Source organism: Pokkaliibacter plantistimulans (genome assembly GCF_003194385.1).
GTDB classification, from domain to species: Bacteria; Pseudomonadota; Gammaproteobacteria; order Pseudomonadales; family Balneatricaceae; genus Pokkaliibacter; species Pokkaliibacter plantistimulans.
Genome location: NZ_LAPT01000112.1, coordinates 1 through 23,151, shown reverse-complemented (window position 1 = coordinate 23,151; position 23,151 = coordinate 1). Strand labels below are relative to the sequence as shown.

The window sequence follows — 23,151 nt, the reverse complement described above, 5'->3', positions numbered from 1 at the left end:
CGCTTTTTCGCCTGTTTCTTGTGCCCTCTGGGTATTTCCTTGTCTCGGCGGCCTCGATAACGTTTTTCAACAGCCTGTTAAGGTGTTCTGAAGACTGACTGATCGGCTCTTATTTGGAGAATGTCTGCATGACCTCACCGTGCAGGGCCGACGGGTAGAGTGGCGTGAAGGAGGCGCTGTACGGATGGATATGTGCTTCCCGAATACCCCTGCCGCTCTGACTCCTCATTATCTGAGCGTTTATTCAGGCACTGTTTGGCATCGTTGAGACCTCAATCTCATGGCAACCCCATTAGAGCAAACGGACATCACCAGCATGCTGGCAAAGGCACAGGACAAGCAAAGAGAGTTTGCCTTTTCGCGCAGCGATTTTGATCGCTTGCGGCAGATGCTTTATGACGCTGCGGGCATCAGTCTGGCTGAATATAAAATGGATATGGTCTACAGCCGCCTGACCCGCCGTCTGCGAGACCTGAAGCTGTCTTCCTTCGCTGACTATCTAAGCCATCTGGAGGCACATCAGGGCGAGCTGGGCAATTTTATCAACGCCATGACGACCAATCTCACAGCGTTCTTTCGTGAACCGCATCACTTTGATTATCTGACCAACGAATACCTTCCCGCCCGGCAGGCTACAGGGCAGCAACAGATTCGCGTGTGGTCGGCGGGCTGCTCTACCGGTGCTGAGCCCTACAGCATCGCCATCGCGTTACGTAACCATCCGGACATCGACACCCGCCAGTGGCCGATCAGCATGATTGCGTCGGATATTGATTCCAATGTGCTCAATGTGGCGCGTGCTGGCGTCTACGATCTGCCTCGCATTGACGGTATAGACGAAGCGCTGCGAAAGCGCTGGTTTCTGCGTGGCAAGGGTGAAAACGCCGGGATGGCAAGGGTGAAGCCAGAACTGCAGGCCATGCTTGATTTTCGCCTGATCAATCTGACGCGTCCCTGGCAGCTGAATACCCGTTTGGAGCTGATCTTTTGCCGCAACGTCATGATTTATTTCGATCCGCCTACGCAGTGTCGCATTCTGGAAGGGATGGCTGATCATCTGGTCGAAGGGGGATTACTGTTTGTCGGGCATTCCGAGTCACCCACCCGGGTCACGGATCGATTCGAGCTCATCGGCAAAACGATCTATCGAAAGCGCTGACGATGCCAGTGATAGCTTCGCGCAATTTCGCGCCTGTTCGACAACCCGGTATGGCGGCTCCTGTCATCAAGCTGCATCCCGGCGATTTTTACGTCACCAGTCAGGATGAGTGCCTGATGACCGTGCTGGGCTCCTGCGTTTCGGTGTGTATGTATGATCCGTGTGCCGGAATCGGGGGGATGAACCACTTTATTCTGCCCGACAGTCAGGATGACACGGTTGCAACCACCAGCCGCTATGGCAGCTACGTCATGGAGGTATTGATGAATGCGCTTCTGCACCTGGGGGCAGATCGCAGCCAGCTGCGGTTGAAGATCGTTGGCGGAGCGCAGGTTATCCGCTTTCAGCGCCAGATAGGGGAAATGAATATTGCCTTTGCCAAACATTATGCCGATGCGGAGCAGCTGAATGTGGTATCAGCCGATATTGGCGGCAAGCGTCCCCGCAAGGTGCTGTTCTTCCCGGCGGGCGGCCGTTTACTGGTTAAAAAGCTGCAGCAGATTGATCAGGATGATCTGGCAGCGCAGGAGCGTCTGCTGCAGGCAAGAATCAAGCGTCGTTTGAATCTTGGCGATATCGAATTGTTCTGAGAGTGCACAGGGCAACGGATGGGTTACCAGCAGGTGCTGACGTTGCCGGGCCGGCTTTTATAGCCAGCCGGTGCGCTTGGAGAGAGTAGATGATTAAGGTACTGATCGTAGACGACTCGGCAGCCATTCGTGCCTTGCTGCGAGATATCATCAGACAGGACAAGGAACTGCAGCTGGTCGCTGAGGCCGGTGACCCTTATGAGGCGCGGGAGCTGATCAAGGTACACAACCCGGATGTATTGACGCTGGATGTGGAAATGCCCCGCATGGATGGGATCACTTTTCTCAAGAACCTCATGCGCCTGAGACCCATGCCGGTCATCATGTTGTCTACACTGACCACCAAAGGCGCGGAAATTGCCATCGAGGCACTGGAAAGCGGTGCCATTGACTGTCTGGCCAAGCCACGACTGCTCAGTGATGGCAATCTGGAAGCCTTCGCCTGGGAGCTGATCAGTCGCCTGAAGGCGGCGGCCAGTTCACGACGGTTTCTGATGCAGCGCAAAGCACTTGCTGAAGCGCAGGCGCTGAACTGGCAATGCCCGGAGCCTCTGAGGCGCCAGCAGATTCTGGCTATTGGTGCCTCCACTGGCGGTACGGAAGCCATCAGGGATGTGCTGATGGCGATTCCGCAGCAGTGCCCGCCTATTGTGATTACCCAGCATATCCCACCGATGTTCAGTGCCCGCTTTGCCAATCGCCTGGATGGCTGCTGTCGCATGCATGTGCAGGAGGCAACGGACGGGCAGGTGCTCCAGCCGGGCAATGCCTATATTGCGCCGGGCGATTACCACATGCGCCTGCATCGTTATGCGGGGCGGATGATGATCCGTCTTGATCAGGGTGATCCGGTCAATCGTCACCGCCCTTCAGTGGATGCCATGTTCGATTCGCTGCTGGACGGCAAAACCGAAAATGTAACAGCGATGTTGTTAACTGGAATGGGGCGCGATGGCGCACAGGGCCTGAGGCAGTTATTCGATAACGGTGCCTACACCCTGGCTCAGGATGAGCAGAGCAGTATGGTCTGGGGGATGCCCGCTGCAGCAGTACAGCTGGGCGCGGTGGCTGCGGTGTTGCCTCTGTCGCAGATGGCGAGCGCTGTGATTGAGCACTGGAAGCAACTTGCCGCAATGAGTGTGTAACCCGTCAAACAGATGGACTGCGGCGTCGGACTGTTCCACTGACGATGCAGAGGTAAAGGGGAATCTGGAATGCCGAATAAATTGATGCAATGGACCGGGGCTGCACTCATGCTGGTGGTCATGGCCAGCGTTTACTTTGCTGCCCCCATGTGGCTGACGCTGCTGTTTGCGGCGGTGGCACTGTTGCTTTCTATCGTACTGGCGCTGACGACATCACCGGCTGTTGCCACTCCGCCGTTGCCACAGGCTGAGACGACGTCGGCTTTAGCGCCTGTCAAAGCGCTGCGCGAAGTGGGCAAGCTGTTGCAGGGAGAGTCTGGCCTGATTGACAGTGAACTGCAGCGAGTACGTCGACTGGTGAGTGATGCCGTGAGGACCCTGAACAACAGCTTTCGCAGTGTGGAGCAGCTCTCCAGTCAGCAGAATGATGCCATCAGCTATGCCATGTCAGGCAGTGCTGACAGTCACAGCGGCAACTCCATGAAGGCGTTCACCCGCAATGTGGGCACGGTATTTGAGGAGCTAAGTGAGGTTCTGGAGCAGGTCTCGGCTAACAGTCAGGAAACCGTGACCAACATTGATGACATGATGGTCAAGCTTGATGGCATCTTCCAGTTGATCGAGAACGTCGAAAAGCTGGCGGGGCAAACCAACTTGCTGGCGCTCAATGCCAGTATCGAAGCGGCACGGGCAGGCGAAGCGGGGCGTGGGTTTGCGGTTGTGGCAGATGAGGTAAGATCACTGTCGGTCAGCTCGGCCAAGCTCAACAGCGAAATTCGCGAACGGGTGAATGATGCCCGAACGACTATTGAGCAGTTGAAGTCCACCGTCAGTCGGGTTGCCCGCAGTGACACAGCGGAAAGCAGTCAGCGCCGGGCAGAAATGCAGCAGATGCTGGAGGGTGTTGACGCGCTCAATGCAGAGTTGAATCGCCAGATGCAGGTGGTCGGCCACACGGCCAACGATATCCATGCAGCGGTTGCCAATGCAATCCGTGCCCTGCAGTTTGAAGACATTACCCTGCAGACTGTCGAGACGGCTGCCTTCCATGTGCAGGCGTTGTCACAGGCTGCCGATGTGTTGCAGAAAAATAGTGGCTCTGTCGAAGAGCTGCTGGCGCAGTGCAAGGATATCCATCAGCGCAGCCAGCAGCGGCACAAGGTCAAGCCTGTCAGCCAGCAATCCATGGCAGCGGGAGAAGTTGAGCTGTTCTGATCTGCTTTACTCGTCCTGTTCTGGATATCGCCGCATGTGGATGACACGGTGGCGATATCAGCCTCCCTTTTCCCCACTCATGCTCCCAGCCTCTCGCTTTCTCTTATTAGCAGCCACCATGTGTAAGCGGCTGCAATGAATTGATTTGTTTAACTTGTTTAGTTGTGTTACCAATTGCGGCGCGAAAAATAACTCAACTGTCGTCATTTTGTGATGTGAGAGCCGCCATGGTGTTACAACTCTTCCCTGTCTGGGCCGTCCTGCTGTCCTTGCTGGCCTTTTTCCAACCTGCTTTATTTGTGCCGCTGAAGGGCCAGATCGTGCCTTTGCTGACAGTGATTATGCTGGCGATGGGTCTAACCCTGACGCCGAGGGATTTCTCCAATGTGATGAAAAATGCCAAGGCTTTGGGCACCGGTGTATTGCTGCAGTTTCTGATCATGCCGGTTGCGGCCTGGCTGGTTGCCAAATTGTTCGGTTTTGATGCAGATCTGACCGTGGGCATGCTGCTGGTAGGCAGCGTGGCAGGTGGAACCGCTTCTAACGTTATGTGCTATCTGGCCAAGGGTGATACGGCGCTGTCTATTTCAATGACGGCTATTTCCACCCTGATCGGTGTCTTCCTGACGCCTGTGCTGGTAGCGTCACTGATCGGCCAGAGCGTTGATGTGCCGGTGCAGCCTATGCTGATCAGCCTGATGCAGGTCGTCTTTGCTCCTGTGGCCATTGGCGTGATCGTCAATGTACTGTCGCCACGCTGGGTGCGTAAGGCCGAGCCGTTGCTTCCCTACGTTTCCATGATTGCCATCGTCATGATCATCGCCGTTGTGGTTGCTCTGAATGCGGGCAAGCTGGCGGAAGTGGGTGGTGTCGTAGCGCTGGCGGTGATCCTGCACAACAGCATTGGTCTGATGCTGGGTTACGGCGTTACAGCGTTGCTGGGCTTTGATCGCAAGGTCTGCAGAACCATTGCTTTTGAGGTGGGTCTGCAGAACTCCGGTCTGGCCACTGCACTGGCGATGAAGTTCTTTACGCCGGTAGCCGCGCTGCCCGGCACACTGTTCAGCGTATGGCACAATATTTCTGGCTCCTTGCTGGCGGGATACTGGAGCCGCAAGCCATTAGAAGGTGATGTTGAGGCTGACAAAAGTACGGTCGGTCAGTCAGGTTGATGCCAGAGCTTGCTGTGACGTGTGAAGCCAGGGGAAGGTGCAGATATGCGCAAAGAGCTCAGAGAAAAAATCATCGACACCTGTAATCAGAAAATGGAAAGAAAGGGTTCAGAGGTCGGGTTGTCTTTTTATGCCTTCTTCAAAAACAGGAATGATCAGCCTGATGTTCTTATGGAGGCTGCCCGCTGGTGGATCGAAACTCATCAGTTAGACCACTTCGAGAAGGCCAGCAAGATAAGGGAGATGGTTGCGGCGGGTATTTAGAGCGTGCCGCGATCTAACTCCGCGCTGTCAGGTGCTGGCTGACAGCGTCGTAAGCCAGGGAATGGACAAGTAACAAACGTAATAAAAAACCCTCGGTGGCTGTGTCATCGAGGGTTTTTTCTTGAATAGAAAGGTGGTTATTCGTCGTCAGGGCCGGGCGGAAACTGCTTGTTGATTTGCTCCACGATGCTCTGTGCCTGTTCATTGCCATTCCTGGCAGAAAGTCGATACCACTTGATGGCCTTTTTAATGTCCCGGGTGGTTCCCTGACCATTCTGATAGAGAATCGCCAGATTCAGCTGCGCCAGTGCATATTGCTGGCTGGCGGCCAGACCATACCATTTGAAGGCCTGCTGATAGTCCTGTGAGGTGCCGGCGCCGTTGGCATACATCCAGCCGACGTTGTATTGCGCCACAGGCAGACCTTGCTCTGCTGCGCGCTTATACCACTTGAATTCCTTCTCAGGGTTTTTGCTGACGACCTTGCCGGCACCAAACATCTGACCAAGAGTAAATTGCGCTTCGGCGGAACCCTGATCGGCGGCACGGGTGAACCAGCTGACGGCTTCACTGTCGTCCTGCGGTACGCCTTTACCTTCAGAGTAAAGCTGACCCAGGGTGAACATGGCAGGCGGGAAGTTCTTCTTGGCTGCCTGACGATAGACGGCGATGGCTTCGTCCATATCCACCGGCAAACCCTGACCTTCTTCGTACATTTTGCCGATGCGGAAGAGGGCGTTCAGATCCCCCTGACGGGCGGCCAGCTGATACCATTTCAACGCTTGCTGGCCGTCTTTTTTCACGCCGTCACCTGTCAGGTACATGCTGGCCAGATTCACCTGCGCTCCCACATGATCCTGTTCGGCCGCTTTCTTGAACCAGCCGGCGGCCAGTTTGAAGTTCTGTTTTACGCCGGTGCCATTCATGAACATCACACCGATGTTGTACTGGGCGCTGACCAGATCCTGCTTGGCAGCGCGCTCATACCAGATGGCCGCCTTGCTGTATTTCTGCTGTGAATACAGCACGCTGGCCAGCGCGTACTGGGCATTGGCCAGACCCTGTTTGGCAGCGTCGGTATACCATTTCTGGGCTTCATTGATGTCCTGTGGGACGCCACGGCCGTTTTGATACATCAGACCAAGGTTGAACTGGGCAACCGCATTGCCCTGATAGGCCGCCATACTGAACCATTTATAAGCCTCGACCGGATCAGGCTGAATGCCGAGGCCGAACAGATTAACTTCACCGAGGTCGGTCTGTGCCTCAACTTTGCCGCCATCGGCCGCCATGGTCAGCCATTTGATGGCTTCGGAGTAATCGGGGGAGGTCACTTCACCACTCAGATACCAGCGGCCCAGCTTGTACTGGGCGTCGCTGTCACCTTTCTCAGCGGCCTGACGGTAGTACTGGGTCGCCTGGGTATAGTGTCCGGCTGCCTTGGCAGCATCTCCCTGTTCCACCAGACTGGCCGCCCAGCTACTGGAGCTGACCGCCAGTAGCAGAGCGCATGTAAGCAAGCTGGTTCTCATAGATTGGATCCTTAAATTGCTGTTTAACGCGGCAGCGCGACGAACATCATTTAATAGCGCTGCTTTCGTGGTCTTCGCCTCTCCATCCCCAGCAGTTAATAGTCATCAACGCCGGGGATATAAAGGGCTGACTCTGCTGACCATGGCGTCAGAGCGTGCCACACGCCGCTGCATCCCCTGTCAGGCCCAGTTCGCGAGATCGTGAACACGTTCTCAGCCCAACAGCGCGCGATAGAGCTGATTCAGTTGAGGCTCGAAACGGGCAATGATCTGCTCCCGGCGCAGTTTAAGCGTAGGCGTCAGGCATTGATTGTCCACGCTCCACATCACATCCGTCAGAATGACCTGCTTGACCTTGGCAAAACCCGGGACCGCATTGAGATGGCTGTTGAGGCGACGTGCCAGCTTGCTTCGCATTTCCTGTGTGGGACTGTTTATCAGTGAAGCGTCCCAGCCCTCGTCCTTGCACAACGTTTTCCAGTGGTCAGGGTTCACCACGATCAGTGCCGTCACAAAGGCTTTGCCATCACCGTAGACCATGACCTGTTCGACCACGGGATCAAGGGCCATGCTTTGCTCCAGATCACTGGGGGCAATGTTCTCGCCATTGGACAACACCATGATGTCTTTGGCACGACCCATGATATGCAGCCTGCCTTTGTGATCGAGGCGCGCCAGATCACCTGTCCGCAGCCAGCCTTCTTCGTCGAAAATGGCAGCACTGGCGTCATCATGTTTCCAGTAACCGAGCATGACGCTGTCACCCTTGATCAGCAGCTCCTGATTATCGCCAAACTTGATCTGCAGATGGGGCAGGGGCTTGCCGACACTGTGGGGGTGATTGGTATCCAGATGGTTGACGGCCACGACCGGGCTGCATTCGGTCAGACCGTACCCCTGCAGCAGATCAAGGCCCAGGCTGCAGAATACCTCTGCCAGTTCATTGGCCAGTGCCGCGCCACCGCTGACGGCCAGGCGCAGTTTGCCACCGAAGGCTTGCATCACTGCCTGATTGACCTTGGGCACCAACACCGGCGCCAGCAGGCACAATGGGTGCCAGCGCTGTTCACCTTGCTGATACATAAACTGGCGCCAGCCAGCCTTGATGGCCAGATTGAACAACCAGCGTTTGCGTGGCTGCTGATTGAGACTGTCCGCTACCTTGCGATAGAAACGCTCGAACAGTCGGGGAACAGCGATGAGAACGGTTGGGCAGACCTGCTTCAGATCATGTGCCAGGGTTTCAATGCCACGGGCATGCGCCACGCTGGCACCGATCATCATCGGAATGTAGTAGCCTGCGGTGCGCTCCAGCATGTGTGACAGTGGTAGCACGGAAAGAAATTTATCTTCCTCATAGGCATCAATAATTTCCAAAACAGCAGAGGCATCGCTCAGAATGTTGCGGTGGCTGAGTTTGACGCCTTTGGCCAGGCCAGAAGTGCCGGAGGTGTACACAATAGTGGCGAGGGCATCGGTATCGGTCTGCAGGTTTTGATAGCTGACGGGCGTTGAAGTGTCATCCTCTGTGCCCAGCCAGTCCTCCAGCGCCATGACGTCACTATGTTCGTTGGGCTGCTGCGACAGTACACGCTTTAAATCAGGCGCATCCAACTGCATATCTTGCAGTTGTTGCCACTGATTAGCGGTGCTCAACAGTAACAGCCGGGTGTTGGTTTCCCTGAGAATGTGGGCGACATTACCGGGCCGGTCATTGACGTAAAGAGGGACAGTGACTAGCCCAAGACCCAGTGCGGCGAGATCGAACAGTACCCAGTCGAGGGAGTTCTTGAGCATGATGGCCACCCGGTCACCGGGCTGCAAACCCTCTCGCAGGAAGGCCTGCTGCCAGCGTGCAGCGGCATCATGGACTGCCTGCCAGCTGAGAGAATGCCACTGGCGGGTCGAAGGCTGATGAATCCAGTAGGCAATACCCTCTGCCTGATTACGTTTTACTCGTTCCATGAACAGCGCAGGGATGGTGTCGGCCTGGCTGAAATAGATAACGTTTTTAGTATGCATGGCACTGTTTTTGTGAGTTCAACGGACAGCAACTCGTTGAAGTGGAACGATTAAGGAATGCTTACGGTGCAGTTTCTGGCGCTGAAGAGTAACAGAGTCGAAGTGTAATGCAATCGACTCGGACGGGTCGCTGAAAGCGCATTCAGAGACCTGATAAATGACAGATTTCAAGCTGAAAGGAGTGATGTGTGAGCCAGTACGATTTTGATCTGTTTGTCATTGGTGCCGGATCGGGTGGTGTGCGTGCTTCGCGTATGGCTGCTGGCTTGGGTGCCCGCGTTGCGATGTGTGAAGACCGCTATATGGGCGGAACCTGTGTCAATGTCGGTTGCGTACCGAAAAAGTTGTATTCCTATGCGGCGCACTACGGTCATGACTTTCATGACGCCGCTGGCTTTGGCTGGGAGCTGGAGCAGCCCAGATTCAACTGGGCCACACTGCGTGACAATAAAAAGAGCGAGATCAGCCGTCTGAATGGCATTTACCGGAATATGCTGGGCAATGCAGGTGTAGAACTGATCGACGGCCGCGGCTCGCTGGTGGATGAGCACACCGTCAGGGTGGGAGACAAAACCTACACCAGCGAACGTATTCTGGTGGCCACTGGCGGCTGGCCGTTTATCCCTGACATTCCTGGTCGGGAGCTGGCCGTCAGCTCCAACGAAATTTTCGATCTGGAACGCTTTCCTCAACGGATTGTGATCGTCGGTGGGGGGTATATTGCCGTGGAGTTTGCGTCCATCTTCGCAGGGCTGGGAGCTGAAACGCATTTGCTGTATCGCGGCGAGTTGTTCCTGCGCGGTTTCGATCAGGAGATTCGTGAATACGTCGCCACTGAAATGGCCAAGAAAGGTGTCAGACTGCATTTCAATACGGATGTGACTGAGTTGTCACAAACCTCACTGGGAATTCAGGTGAGCACGGGTAATGGCCCTGCACTCCATGCCGATCAGGTGCTGTACGCGACGGGCCGAGTTGCCAATACTCAGGGTCTGGGGCTGGAGGCCGCGGGGGTAGCCCTGGATAACAAAGGTGCGATCAAGGTCAACAACCAGTTCCAGACCTCTGTACCTTCCATCTACGCGCTGGGAGATGTTATTGACCGCGTGCAGCTGACGCCGGTGGCGTTGGCGGAAGGCACCTTCCTGGCCCATCATCTGTACGGGGAAGGGCGCCCTGAGCCCGACTACGACAACATTCCCACGGCGGTATTCTGTCATCCCAATATTGGCACCGTGGGCTTGAGTGAGGAGCAGGCCAGAGAGCGCTATGGCAACATCAAGGTCTTCCGTTCAGAGTTCCGGCCCCTGCGTCATACCCTGAGTGGCAGTGATGAACGCTGTTTGATGAAGCTGATCGTCGATTCCGCAACTGATAAGGTTGTCGGTGTGCACATGGCAGGAGCGGAGGCCGGGGAGATCATCCAGGGTATCGGTATTGCACTGAAAGCCGGTGCCACCAAAGCGGTGTTTGATGCCACGATGGGTATCCATCCCACTGCGGCAGAAGAGTTTGTCACGATGAGAACACCTGCGCGCTAATCAACATTTTTGCATTTGAGGCGGCTTAAGGCCGCCTGTTGTTTTTAAATCACATTTCAACGCGTACTTATCTTCAATGTGCTTTCATTGGTGATCTCAATCTGCAGAGAGGAGCATCCTCGAAGTGGTTGTTTGAAGTGCCATGGATCTCATCATGACGCCCCTTTTTCATTGCACATTTTCTATCGGCATTTATGCTTGTTGAGCTGTATCGGTTTTGATCAACAGGTGACTATTTTCAGACTCTAGTACAACGAATGCGGAAGGGAGACAGGGCTGTGGCGTATCAGGTCGAGCAGAAGGTGGAAGGCGAGTGGTCTACCCTTTGGGTGATGGACGCAACCTTCCTGCCACGTACTTTTGCCAATGCAGAAGCTGCTCAGGAGGCATTGTTCCGTTATCGGCGACAGAAGCTCTTTACGCCTGCACCTCTGGGTAACTTCCGAATTCTTGCCAGAAACCAGCATCACATCATGCTGGACTATCTTCGTGTCTATCAGCGGCTGCATGCGGAGATGCCTTCGAGACGGCATCTCACCTCGCCTGCGTTACTCGACTACTCCAAAAACCTGCTGAGGCTGCACCTGATCCGTTTGCATCAGGAGTTGGGTGAAGCCCTGTCTTATGCGGATGTCATTAGTTATTTCGAGCCTGATCTGGCTGATGCCGAGGCTGATGACGCCGACCAGCTTGAAAAGCAAACGCCGCCCCAACGTAAAAGAGCCTAAGGACATCACTTTAAATCTATGGAAAAAGTTGTAGCCATCTGGTCCAGCGTGAACTGGCAGAATCTGTTGGCATTGGCTTGGTTTTTAATCTGTTTCAGGGGTTATACCCACTACGCCATTCACAAAACCCGTACTACTGCCAGTCTGGCCTCCATCATGCATCTTTATCGCTATGACTGGATGAAGCGCATGCTGGAGCGCGATAACCGCATTGCAGATATGAGTCTGATTGCCAATCTGGAGCGCAGTGTATCGTTCTTTGCGTCTTCGACCATGCTGATCGTGGCGGGTATTCTGACGCTGATGGGAACTTCGGAGAAAGCGCTCAATTTGTTGCATGACCTGCCTTTGGTGCAGCCCTCGACCCAGGCAGAGGTGGAGCTCAAGTTGCTGGTCATGATCTGCCTGTTTGTTTATGCCTTTTTCAAATTCACCTGGAGTCTGCGCCAGTATGGTTTTTGCTCGGTGCTGATCGGTGGTGCGCCGATGCCGCGAGACCTCAGTGTCAGCGATAAGGAGCGGCAGATACTGGCTGCCCGCGCAGCGAAGATTTGCTCCATGGCTGCCAATAACTTCAATTTTGGTCTGCGTTCCTATTACTTCGGTCTGGCATTGTTGGGCTGGTTTATCAGCCCCTGGTTACTGATGTTTTCGGCTACGCTGGTGGTATACGTGCTGTATCAGCGTGAGTTCCGCTCCAGTACGTTACAGGAGTTGGTCACCAGCGATCCAAGCCGCATTTGATCGCTACTGCCCGTTTCTCTCTGCACGTTGAATTTTTTCTGCCTGCCTCAGGTCTTGAAACCTGATTCCTGATCCCCATCTTGGCAGTCACTTAAATTTGCTGGCTCGCTTCCATAGTGGAAGCGAGCTGTGACTTCCGCCGACAAGATTCTTTTGGATGGGGCAGTTCATGACCACTGAAACTCAATCTCAAACCCTTGGTTTTCAGACCGAAGTTAAACAGCTGCTGCACTTGATGATCCATTCCTTGTATTCGAACAAGGAGATCTTCCTGCGCGAATTGATTTCTAACGCTTCCGATGCCTGCGACAAACTGCGTTTTCAGGCGCTGCATCAGGACGGCCTGTATGAAGATGACCCGCAACTGAAAGTGCGTCTGAGCTTTGATCAGCAGGCAGGCACGGTCACTATTGCTGACAATGGTATCGGCATGAGCCGTCAGGATGTCATCGACAATCTGGGCACCATTGCCAAATCAGGCACCGCAGACTTCCTTAAAAACCTGTCTGGTGACCAGCGTAAGGACAGCCAGCTGATTGGTCAGTTCGGTGTTGGTTTCTACTCTGCGTTTATCGTTGCCGACAAGGTAGACGTATTCACCCGTAAGGCGGGTTTGGATAGCAGCGAGGGTGTGCACTGGTCTTCCCAGGGTGAGGGTGACTTTACTATCGCCACGCTGGATGTTGCTGAACGCGGAACCCGCATTGTGCTGCATCTGAAAGAAGGTGAGAAAGACTTCGCTAACAGCTGGAAGCTGCGCTCACTGGTACGCAAGTACTCCGATCATATTTCTGTCCCTGTAGAGATGCTGAAAGATAACTTCGGTGAAGAGCAGGAAGAAGAAAAAGCACCTGAGTGGGAATCGGTAAACAAGGCGACCGCGCTCTGGACACGTAACCGCAGCGAAGTGAAGGACGAGGAATATACCGAGTTCTACAAGCATATCGCCCACGATTACACTGACCCGCTGACCTGGAGCCATAACAAGGTTGAAGGCAAACTGGAATATTCCAGCCTGCTGTATGTGCCCAGTCAGGCCCCCTTTGATCTGTGGAATCGTGAAGCGCCCAAAGGGCTGAAGCTTTACGTTCAGCGCGTATTTATCATGGATCAGGCGGATCAGTTCCTGCCGCTGTACCTGCGCTTTATCAAAGGTGTGGTGGACTCCAGTGATCTGTCACTGAACGTTTCCCGCGAGATTCTGCAAAAAGATCCTGCAATCGACAGCATGAAGTCAGCGCTGACCAAACGTGTGCTGGATATGCTGGAAAAACTGGCGAAAAACGAGCCAGAGAAGTACACCACATTCTGGAAGACTTTCGGTCAGGTACTGAAAGAAGGCCCAGCTGAAGACACCAGCAACCGTGAAAAAGTGGCAGGCCTGCTGCGCTTTGCCTCGACTCATGCCAACACCGAAGATCAGACCGTTGCTCTGGATGCCTATCTTGAGCGGATGGGCGAAGGTCAGGACAAGATTTACTATCTCACCGGTGAGCGGTTCAGCCAGGTCAAGAACAGCCCACACCTCGAAGTGTTCCGCAAGAAGGGCATTGAAGTCCTGCTGCTGACGGACCGCATCGACGAGTGGATGATGAGCTACCTGAGCGAGTACAAAGACAAGGCCTTTGTTGACATCACTCGTGGCGATCTTGATCTGGGCCAGCTGGAAGGTGAAGACGAGAAGAAAGCACAGGAAGAAGTGGCCAAGACGCGTGAAGACCTGGTGAAGCGGATCAAGGATGCGCTGACCGATCAGGTTGAAGAAGTGCGCGTATCCCATCGTCTGACTGACTCACCGGCGGTGCTGGTCATCGGTGACAACGACATGGGCATGCAGATGCGCAAGATCATGGAAGCGGCAGGGCAGAGCATGCCGGAAGCCAAACCCATTTTCGAGATCAATCCGACGCATCCGCTGCTGGAAAAACTGGATCAGGAACCTGACGAAGACCGTTTTGCCGATCTGGCCCATATTCTGTTTGACCAGGCTGCCCTGGCCGCAGGTGAGACGCTGAAAGACCCTGCAAGCTACGTCAGCCGTCTGAACAAGCTGCTGTTGGAAATGAGTGCTTAACCTGCATAAAGCGAGTTAGTGACTGCGTTCCTGATGCCCACCTTTTGGTGGGCATTTTATTATGTGGCTTGGAAGCAGCGTTGGGAGGGAAGTAGTCGCGCAGATTAAGGAAGTACGAAATCGCTATTGAAAATTACATACTGAAAAGTATTATCTTTCGTTCGTTACATTTTGTGTTTAGTTAGCGAGGCCGTAGATAGCGTCTTGCATAACGGCCTGTCCGGCAATCTATTAAAAGCTGGCCGCCACACAGATGGCAAAGGGACAGCATCACCGCAGTGTGATTACCACAGGGAAGAACAGCCATGCGTGCTATCCAGTCGGATAAACACATCACCATTTCTACGCCTCTTGGTACAGATCAGCTCTATCTGGAAAAGGTGGTCATTGACGAAGGGCTCTCACAACTCAGCCGTATCGTTGCCTACGCTCACACCAACGCCGCAGCGGTCGATCCCAGACAACTGCTCGGTCAGCCTGTAACCGTGACGATTCCTATCTACGCCGACTACGGGCTGATGGATCAGCGCTACTACAATGGCGTAGTGCTCGCCGTTGCTTCACTTGGCTCGCGGACGCCTGCTGAGGCCATTGATGAGGTGTTCAGGGATTACCAGATCACCATCGTGCCACGCGCCTACTTCCTGAAGCAGCGCCAACAGTCGCGTATCTTTCAGAATCTTTCACCGCTGCAGATCGTGACTCAAGTGCTTCAGGAGCATGGGGTAAAGGTGGATGATCGTACCACCCGCAGCTATCCCAGCTTCGTCTATAAGGTGCAGTACGGTGAATCTGACTGGGATTTCGTTTATCGCCTGCTGCAGCATGAAGGTATCTTCTTCCTGATTGAGCACGCAGACGGTGAGCATACCTTTGTGCTGGCAGATGAGGTCTCTGTCTATACCGAATGTCTGGAGTCACAGGTCGCTTACTTCACGGGGGAACTGGCAGAGGCTCATATCTATACCTGGTCTGGTTGCCATCAGGTCGATAGTGGTGGTGTGCGGCAGCGAGGATATAACTATCTCTCACCGTCTGCCTTTCCCCAGGCTCAGCCGCAAAACGCTGAACTTGCCGAGCAGCAGGGTGTCACTGAGGTCTATGAGTATATTGCTGAGGCCGAGAATATCAGCCGTACCGCCATGACCGCACAGACACAGCTGGAAGCACAGCAGCTACAGCAAATGCATGGCAGGGCAGAGTCAAACTGCCGGTCCTTCTTTCCCGGCGGTATCTTTCGCTTCAACCGGCACGAGGATGATAGCGAGGTAGGCAAGTCCTACGTTATCTCTGCCATCCATATTGAAGCCTCATCCGCCAATAATATCGGAGAGCAGGGGCAGGAAGGGGATAGCTACAGCAATGCACTGACGGTGTTGCCCAGTGAGATCGCCTTCCGCCCCATGCGCGCTGCACAGAAACCGCTGATTCACGGTGTGCAGACTGCCCGCGTAGTGGCGGAAGCCAACAGCAAGGACGGTGAGGAAATTCATATCGACCAGTACGGTCGTATTCATGTCAGCTTCCACTGGGACGCGGAGCAGCAAAGCTCCTGTTGGGTCAGGTTGTCGCAAATGTGGGCTGGCAACGGGCGAGGTGCGTTCTTTTTCCCCCGTATCGGTGATGAAGTCATCGTGCAGTTCCTTGAGGGGGATCCTGACCAGCCTCTGATTACCGGCAGTGTCTACAACGGCTCAAATGTCCATCCCATTGCGCTGCCCGATGGAAAGACGCAGAGCGGCTTTATTTCACGCTCCAGCAAGGAAGGGGGGCAAGACAACTACAACGCGTTGCTGTTTGAAGACCTGAAAGGACAGGAGCTGTTTTTCACCCAGGCTGAGCGCGATCAGCAGGGATTGGTGAAAAATAACATGCTGCTGGAGGTGGGCAAAGACAGGCAAAGCACCATCAAGAACAACGATACGCTCGAGGTGGGCAAGGTGCTCACCCTGAAAGCTGGCAGTGAGATCCGGCTGGAGGTAGGCAGTGCCAAGATCACCCTGAAGAGTGACGGCACCATCAATATCGAAGGGAACAACCTGTCTGAGAAGGGCACCACCATCGTCAAGAAAGCCTCCATTATTCAACTGAATAGTTGAGGTTCATCACCACTACACGGAGCGTAATCCCATGGATGGGGAGCCAATGCTTGGTTTTCTGCAGGAAGGGATAGAACAGCGTTTACGCTGCTCAGCGAATCCTTTTCTGCATTTATCGCAGTTGCAGACCATGGACAGCAGGATTCTCACGTTGCTGACAACCTGCTGTCAGTTCATCAAGCCATCTGAACTGTTGGACGCAGAGCCGGAGCTGCAATTTTTACTGTCTGCCGACATCTCGGCGCTGGAGCATCTGGCAACACTTAGCCATCGTTTGAGCCTGAATGATCTGCTGTATCTGACGCAGCTGTGGCTGCACACTCAGAACATACCTCCCGCACAGATAGTTGAGAGCTGCCATGCCTATCGAGCTGGGTTCAAAGCGGGGCATTTCAATCGCTGGCTCGTCAGGGTATATGCCCTGTGGGGGATGCAGCCTGATCAGCTGGCATTGTCGTCCTGGTCTTTTGCAACGCTGTGGCTGCAAATGTGCCATGCCTGCCCCGGACTAAAAAATGCCGACACCCTGGATGATATTGCCGCGCTTTATGATGACGATCAGCTCGTTGAAGACATGCTGGTGGTGGAGCAACAGCTGGAGCAGGGTGGTCCGTTACCATTAGGTGAAGAGAGATTGCTGCGTTTACAGCGAGCGCAAAGGCTGTCCCCACAGCTCTTATATCGCTGGGGTGGCAGTGCGGCTATAGAGCATTGGGCGTTGCAGCCTGAATCGTCTGCACTGCGCTGGTACGGGGCGCAGCCACTGAACAAGTACCAGCTGCGCGATGCAATCGAGCAGATCGCAGGAGATACAGTCGGAACTGCACGCCGTCAGATTTGGCTTATTGCTGGGGCTGCGTTGCCAGCGAGCCTCTTTGCAGCGTTGTTCGGTGACGGAGAAGAGCACGACGCGTCTGCGCGTCAGCTTAAAGAACCTTTGTTCGCCTGGTTTACGGCTCACCACTCTGAGCTGGCAGAAGGGCTGCTTAATGGCGTGGATCTGACTCGTAGTGATGTGGATTCACTCTGGCACAGTGGCTATCAAGGGCATCGACAGGCACTGGCTGATTTCTGGAACAGGCAGGGTGCATCAGATAAATGGCTCAGCCCGACAGCGTTAGGCGGCGGGTTGTGGTGATACCAGCACTGCAGATGACGGTCGAGGCTATGTCTGTCGGCGGTGCAAGTCATCCGGCATTTTTTCTGCAAGCGCCTCAGACAACTCCACTACAAGCGTGCTGGCAAGGGAGTGCCTATCAATTGCTTCCCTGTGCGGCTTTGTCCTCAGAAATCAGTCCGCAGAAGCGGATCGAGTCCTTGCTAGCTGTGGTGGATCACCATGTTCTGGCGGTGCTAGATGGAAAGCCGGTATTGATGCTGATGCCTGCAGTGCTGGCCGGGCATCAGGCTTTTGCTGAGCATTGGCTAGGGCGTGGTGGCCGTATTGCGCTCAGGCAAGGTGAGCAGATTTATCCCTACTTTGTTGGGTCAGCCTCGTTAGCATTGTGCCTTGCACGGCTGCAAAGGCTGTTGCAGCACTATTCTCATATCTGGCTATTGGCGTTGGATTCGCCTTTGCCGACCGAGGCGGGGCAGGTATGCACAGAAGGCTATCTGCTGATACGTGCGAGCCTGAGTCAGGAGTGCGGTTTGCGCTGCACCTGGCATGGCGTTTCGCAACAGCGGCGGCACTTCCACCCTGATGCAGGCATCGCCAGTCTGGCTGAGACATTGGGTAAACACGACTCTGGCCAGATTAATGCGCTCGTTTGCGACCCCTTTGAAGGGCTTATATCTGTACGCCAGTTCGGCAGCCTGTGGAGTGCTCTCGATACAGCAGAAGCGAATGTACAAGTGCAGATTCCCCTGTTGCCATGGGGACGGCTTGGCAGTCTGGCATCTTTACTAAAGGCATGGTTGATAGCGCAGCAGCTCCCACTGTGTGAGATGCCAAACGGGGCGTCAGTACTTCAAATTGATCTTGCCGAGCAAGGCTGGTGTGGTGGCGTGCTTTGGCACGCGGCCAAAGGGAATGACAGTATCTGACAACGGAGGTTTCATCATGGGTAAACCAGCAGCTACGGTATCCCACTTTCATACATGCCCGGCGTACTGTGGCGATACGCCTCATGTCGGCGGCCCGGTCGCGGCGGGTTCAGCCAATGTCCTGATTGGTGGGCTGCCAGCAGCAAGGCTGGGCGACAAGCTGGTATGCAATGGCCCACCCGACACTATCGTCGAAGGCTCAGCCACCGTCTTTATTAACGGCTTGCCAGCTGCACGCATGGGAGATGCAACCGCACATGGCGGCCAGATCGTGGCAGGAAACGGTACGGTCCTGATTGGCAATAAAAGCTACAGCCGTGATGGTAGCTACGTCGATCATGACGAGCCGGAGGAGAAAAACACTTTTAGCCGTCGACTGGGGCAAAACTCGGAAGATAGTTACGGATTCAGCTATTGATAGCGTAAACACGAACAGGATGTTCAGTGATGACTTCAGCAACATCGCCTGACAACTCAGGCAGCGCACAGGCTCAACCTGAGCCCAAACCCACGCAGTTCAAATTGCCGGTAGTACAGGATGACGGGAAGGACTTTAAAACCGTCGATGAGGCTCAGCGTAAGCGCGCCACTGATCCGGCGGGGTTCTATCTGTTTGGACTGAACAATTTCTGGCACGGCGGCATTCATCTCAACAGCCACAGTTTCCCTCAGCATAAAGATCAAACGCCATTGCGCTGTATTGCTGATGGCGAAGTGATCGCCTATCGCGTCAATGAGCAGTATTTTCGCCAGCCCCTGCTAAATGACGCTGGCACCACGGAGTCAGGCCAGCTTTGCACCTCGCTGGATTTCTGTCTGGTACGCCATGATTACCTCAGCCCGAAACGCAAAGACCCGGAGCAGGCGCCTGCGACCAAGGCCAGCCCACCCGCAGCGCCTGCCGCTATTGCCGTAAAAAGCGGTGAAAGCTATCTGGTTAACACCCAGAGTGATCCACTGACCATCCGCCGCAGTCTGGAAAGCAGTGTATTTGATCAGGCCAGCAACAAGGGGAAGTTGCCCCGTAATAGCCGTGTCAGTGTGATTGATGGTGTGCCCCGGAAAGGCGGTAACGGCATGGACTACTATCAGGTCAGAGTGGAAAGCACCCCTGCTGGCAGCACCGTAGTCATCGGTGACGACGTGTATGCGCCTGCCCGCTACCTGCTGGCGACCCGCCATGTGGTGACAGCGGACAGTAACGGCCGCATTGATCCTGCTGGTGATGACGTCATCAAGGTGGGCAAGGATTCTGTGGTGGAGCTGATTGCGCAGGTGCCGGTCAAGGCGACGCGCAATGGCAAGACCTATACCTATCTACCCGTCAGGGTGACCGCGGCGGCGACTCCGGCGAATGCGCAGGGTCGGGTGGCTCAGGTGGGCGACACGCTGAATATCATTGAGCAAAACCTGCGTGCGGAGCCTTTGCCTGCACCACCTCCCGTATTGCACGAAGATGATCTGATAGAACAGCAGAACGCCCCTGCCAGCCCTGCTGCCAAACCGCAAGGGGAACAGAATCGTCTGCGCTTCTACAGCCTCTATATGCATTTGGCACCCTATGAGGACTACCAAGCCTGGGAGCAGCAACACCGGCTGCAAGGCGCCATCATGGAAGTGACGGGCAATGTCCGTCTGCGTGCCTTGCAGGATGGCAGCGGTGATCCGCTGATTCTGGCCAGTATGCCAATCAAAACCCTGCCTGCGGGCAGTCGGGTACGGCGAACCAGTGGCAGTCAGTCCGCCATCATTTCAGGTAAAAACGGCGCACAGGACTTTGTCAGGGTGACACCACTCATTCAGAGCGCTGATCAAAGCTGGCATGACGACCCGCAAACCGGCTATGTAGCGCTGAGTCATGTCAGGGATGTCGCCCAGCCGACGCAGCCAATACCGCTGTACTGGGTGGAGCAACGGGAGGGTATTACCAAGGGAACACGCAATATCTTTGATGACGCCAAGGCGCCGGTGGACTGGCTTAAAGAAGGTACACGCGTCCGCTATCAACCGGCCAGCCGCTGTGCTCACCCCAATCGTGGCGACCTCATTCGCTGTACCGTACTGGACGAAAATGCCTTCGCCGGTTTTAACGGGCGGCGCTCTACCCAGGGGCAACGCTTCTGGATGGAGCTGCTGCCCGGTGAGATTCATAACAGCGTGGAAGATCAGGGCATCGCCCCTCCTGACCATGCCAATCCGGGGGCGGAGTCGCAGGTGCATCACTGCTCGCCACCCATCCCGATCAAAGCGGGTGATCCGGTGGGTTATCTCAGTCGCTACGATGTGCAGACCGCCACGGCTACGGGGCAGCAGATGAACAGCGTCTACTGGACTCACCTTGAGTTGTTCAGCGACGCCGATGACGGTGCCATCAATGCCTTGCTCGACAATGCGGCTCAGGTCAATGTCGGCAAGCAGTATCTGAAGCTTATCGACGACCCGCAGCGGCCCATTTATCTGGCCATCAAGGATCCTGGCAGCAGCGGCAGCCCACCCAAAATGCTTGACACCCACCAGCCCGTGAGCTTTGAACAGTCGGTGGCAGGGTCCAGTGTGCCCATGCTGATCGAGATGAGCAGTGGTGCGACAGTCACGGATGATCAGGGCAAAGTGTGGTATCCCTCTGCCGAACAGGGCAAATACATCAGTGCCGATGCGGGCGAAGTGATCAATCAGTACGAGTTGCGCAAGCTCGGCTATCAGACGCTGATTGAAAGTAACAACCGTGCAGATGGCTTCTACAAGCAGGATGCCAATAGTGATTCCGATGTGGTGGCGCCCTTTTTTCAGCAATTGTTTAAAGCCATCGACACCGATCACGATGGTGACGTGAGTTTGTCTGAGCTGCAGCTGGCCTTTCAAAACCGGTCCTTGCGCGAATTGATTAACCGCATCGTTCCCCGTCATCCCAGCGAATGGCATCAGCCCACTATTGAAGCCATTAAAGAATGGGTAGAAAAGCGCCGTCAGCACGGTGAAGAGCGTGGTGGCTGGAGTGAGGGTGTAAAGGCGCTGTTTAAAACCGAAGTAGAGCGTATTGAAAAGCTGGAGTTTCTAAGTCAGGTGCCGGAAGTGAACGCTGGCAAAGGGCTTTGGCATTTTGAACCGTTTGAGTTGGTGAAGTGGTTGGGATCATGCTGTGTTCCATTAAAGACGGTACAAGAAATAACAATGCTGATTACTTCAGGCTTTGAGGCTAAAGCCCTTAAAGGGAAATTGGCATATGATCAAGTTGCTGATAATAGTGACGGGCAGGGTATGTCTTTTGGATTTTTACAGTGGAATTTCGGACAAAATACCTTGGCTGGATTATTAAAAGATATGCACTCCATAGATTCGGAAAAATTTGAGGCTTGCTTTGAGAAAGGGTTAGAGTTTAGTGCTTTCAAAAAAGCGGTTTTTGACAATGGTGTCGGCAGTCAAATTCAATGGGCAGTAGATGCACAGAATAGTCGTAAATCTGCTTGGGTGCAGACATTTAGAAATATTGGTGGAGTGAGTGAGTTTAATGAAGTACAAATAAAGCATGCAATGCGTAATCACGAAAACACAATGCAATGTTTAGAATTTATGCGCAAGCTCAAGCCTGAGTTAATGCTTGAAGTGCAGGTTGTGACGTATGTGGCTATCTATGACTTGTGCAACCAACAGAATAGCTTGACTCCAGCAAAAACGGAAATATCAGAGAAGGCCGCCTCTAAGGCGTTCGCAAGTCAGATTGAGTTTTTGACCATGTGTGTGATGGAAAGAGCTAAAAAAGCTAAATCACAATATGTGGCTGACTGTATAAGCAGGCGATTAGGTATAATTAATAAGAAGGCTGTAAAAGTATCTGAGAATGGCTATGTAGTTATGCGTGGTAATATAAATTTTGATGCAATTGTTGATGGGGTGGTTTGTGGAATATAAAAATTCACTTGTGATTTTTTTTGTGATGCTTTTTTCTTCTGGATTATCTGCATCCACTGATATTGAATATATAGATCAACAAGGACTTATATCATGTAGTGATGGCTATTTTGAGTTCAATTCGATTGATGTTTTGGATAATGTTCTTATTCTTGGTTGTAAATCTCGCGGCAGTATTATGGATAATAGCTTTCTCTCTTACAGTTATAGGAATGGTAGTTACTTTTTGTCGAGATATATATCGGCTTCAGCTTTGGTTGATAGAGATACGCTAATTTCATCTCAAGATCAGTCTGCAGTGTCTGCAATAGGTTACTGTTCTCCATTTCATGAACGTGGTAGTGAAAATATATATGCCTTAATGAAAATTCCGAAAAATGATGGGATGGGTTATTGTTATGATATTCAGACAGTTGATAGTGTTTCTGATAGTTTAAATAATGCAAAGTATATTGATAAATACAATGATGAAATAGATATCAAGAAAATCAATATTTTAGGCTATGTCGCTAAGGCTTTGAGGAAAAAATATGAGCGTAAGGAGGGGGTTGGAAAAGAGCTTTTAAAAAATGTTATTTCTATTTCGGATGACTACTCTGCTATTAAAGATAGTGAAAATATTATTTTGTTAAATGATGTTGGGTATTATCTATATCTGAATAAAGAGTACGTTGCTGCAAAACATGTTCTGCGAAAGGTTGAGAAATTGAGTCCTGATCGGCTGGTTATGTATGTTAATCTTGCTGATGTTTTGTGGGAATTGAATGAGAGGGTTGAAGCACTTAGATATTATCAAATTTATGTTAATGAAATGAGTAAGCAAGGAAAGGAACTGCGGATTCCTAAATATGTATATTCCCGAATAAAGTAAATGTGCTCTTGGTTGGGGTCGGCTTTGTTGCACAAATCGG

At 53.4% G+C, this 23,151-nt stretch carries 18 protein-coding genes; 16 read left to right on the top strand and 2 right to left on the bottom strand.

Annotated features, from left to right (window positions below; genetic code table 11):
* Positions 1 to 280: 280 nt before the first annotated feature.
* The 6 genes from WH50_RS21120 to WH50_RS21095 all read left to right on the top strand — a co-directional run bounded on the left by WH50_RS21120 (position 281) and on the right by WH50_RS21095 (position 5,545).
* Complete coding sequence (locus WH50_RS21120) at positions 281 to 1,159, top strand: CheR family methyltransferase (RefSeq protein WP_243410204.1); 879 nt, start codon at positions 281 to 283, stop codon at positions 1,157 to 1,159.
* A 2-nt stretch (positions 1,160 to 1,161) separates the two neighbouring features.
* A complete protein-coding gene (locus tag WH50_RS21115) occupies positions 1,162 to 1,749 on the top strand; it encodes a hypothetical protein (RefSeq protein ID WP_110189222.1) in 588 nt (195 codons plus the stop codon).
* An 89-nt stretch (positions 1,750 to 1,838) separates the two neighbouring features.
* On the top strand, positions 1,839 to 2,894 hold the full coding sequence (locus tag WH50_RS21110) for a protein-glutamate methylesterase/protein-glutamine glutaminase (protein ID WP_110189221.1): 1,056 nt from the start codon (positions 1,839 to 1,841) through the stop codon (positions 2,892 to 2,894).
* Positions 2,895 to 2,963: 69 nt separating this feature from the next.
* Positions 2,964 to 4,109, top strand: coding sequence for a methyl-accepting chemotaxis protein (locus WH50_RS21105; RefSeq protein WP_110189220.1), 1,146 nt, complete (start codon positions 2,964 to 2,966; stop codon positions 4,107 to 4,109).
* A gap of 227 nt (positions 4,110 to 4,336) precedes the next feature.
* A complete protein-coding gene (locus WH50_RS21100; protein WP_110189219.1) occupies positions 4,337 to 5,281 on the top strand; it encodes a bile acid:sodium symporter family protein in 945 nt (314 codons plus the stop codon).
* 45 nt (positions 5,282 to 5,326) lie between these two features.
* Positions 5,327 to 5,545: a DUF6500 family protein gene (locus tag WH50_RS21095; protein WP_110189218.1), complete on the top strand. Its 219-nt coding sequence runs from the start codon at positions 5,327 to 5,329 to the stop codon at positions 5,543 to 5,545.
* Between the two features lie 137 nt (positions 5,546 to 5,682).
* Here WH50_RS21095 and WH50_RS21090 read toward each other — a convergent pair whose 3' ends face one another.
* Both WH50_RS21090 and WH50_RS21085 read right to left on the bottom strand, forming a co-directional pair.
* On the bottom strand, positions 5,683 to 7,077 hold the full coding sequence (locus tag WH50_RS21090) for an SEL1-like repeat protein (RefSeq protein ID WP_110189217.1): 1,395 nt from the start codon (positions 7,075 to 7,077) through the stop codon (positions 5,683 to 5,685).
* 213 nt (positions 7,078 to 7,290) lie between these two features.
* Positions 7,291 to 9,099: an AMP-dependent synthetase/ligase gene (locus tag WH50_RS21085; protein WP_110189216.1), complete on the bottom strand. Its 1,809-nt coding sequence runs from the start codon at positions 9,097 to 9,099 to the stop codon at positions 7,291 to 7,293.
* Between the two features lie 188 nt (positions 9,100 to 9,287).
* Here WH50_RS21085 and gor point away from each other — a divergent pair, with 188 nt between their 5' ends.
* The 10 genes from gor to WH50_RS26175 all read left to right on the top strand — a co-directional run bounded on the left by gor (position 9,288) and on the right by WH50_RS26175 (position 23,111).
* A complete protein-coding gene (gor, locus tag WH50_RS21080; RefSeq protein WP_110189215.1) occupies positions 9,288 to 10,640 on the top strand; it encodes a glutathione-disulfide reductase in 1,353 nt (450 codons plus the stop codon).
* 278 nt (positions 10,641 to 10,918) lie between these two features.
* Positions 10,919 to 11,368, top strand: coding sequence for a hypothetical protein (locus tag WH50_RS21075; protein WP_133251394.1), 450 nt, complete (start codon positions 10,919 to 10,921; stop codon positions 11,366 to 11,368).
* An 18-nt stretch (positions 11,369 to 11,386) separates the two neighbouring features.
* Positions 11,387 to 12,112, top strand: coding sequence for a DUF599 domain-containing protein (locus WH50_RS21070; RefSeq protein WP_110189213.1), 726 nt, complete (start codon positions 11,387 to 11,389; stop codon positions 12,110 to 12,112).
* Positions 12,113 to 12,281: 169 nt separating this feature from the next.
* Entirely contained in the window at positions 12,282 to 14,186 is a 1,905-nt protein-coding gene (htpG, locus tag WH50_RS21065) for a molecular chaperone HtpG (protein ID WP_110189223.1), read from the top strand.
* 305 nt (positions 14,187 to 14,491) lie between these two features.
* On the top strand, positions 14,492 to 16,285 hold the full coding sequence (locus tag WH50_RS21060; protein WP_110189212.1) for a type VI secretion system Vgr family protein: 1,794 nt from the start codon (positions 14,492 to 14,494) through the stop codon (positions 16,283 to 16,285).
* Between the two features lie 31 nt (positions 16,286 to 16,316).
* The gene (locus WH50_RS21055) at positions 16,317 to 17,423 is read left to right on the top strand and encodes a hypothetical protein (protein WP_133251393.1); all 1,107 of its coding nucleotides are present in this window, start codon (positions 16,317 to 16,319) and stop codon (positions 17,421 to 17,423) included.
* Positions 17,424 to 17,602: 179 nt separating this feature from the next.
* On the top strand, positions 17,603 to 18,331 hold the full coding sequence (locus tag WH50_RS21050; protein WP_133251392.1) for a hypothetical protein: 729 nt from the start codon (positions 17,603 to 17,605) through the stop codon (positions 18,329 to 18,331).
* A 16-nt stretch (positions 18,332 to 18,347) separates the two neighbouring features.
* Positions 18,348 to 18,749, top strand: a complete 402-nt coding sequence (locus WH50_RS21045; RefSeq protein ID WP_104154109.1) for a PAAR domain-containing protein — start codon at positions 18,348 to 18,350, stop codon at positions 18,747 to 18,749.
* A gap of 29 nt (positions 18,750 to 18,778) precedes the next feature.
* On the top strand, positions 18,779 to 22,240 hold the full coding sequence (locus WH50_RS21040; RefSeq protein WP_110189209.1) for an EF-hand domain-containing protein: 3,462 nt from the start codon (positions 18,779 to 18,781) through the stop codon (positions 22,238 to 22,240).
* A complete protein-coding gene (locus WH50_RS26175) occupies positions 22,230 to 23,111 on the top strand; it encodes a tetratricopeptide repeat protein (RefSeq protein WP_133251391.1) in 882 nt (293 codons plus the stop codon). The genes WH50_RS21040 and WH50_RS26175 overlap by 11 nt, the downstream gene beginning before the upstream one ends.
* Positions 23,112 to 23,151 lie beyond the last annotated feature (40 nt).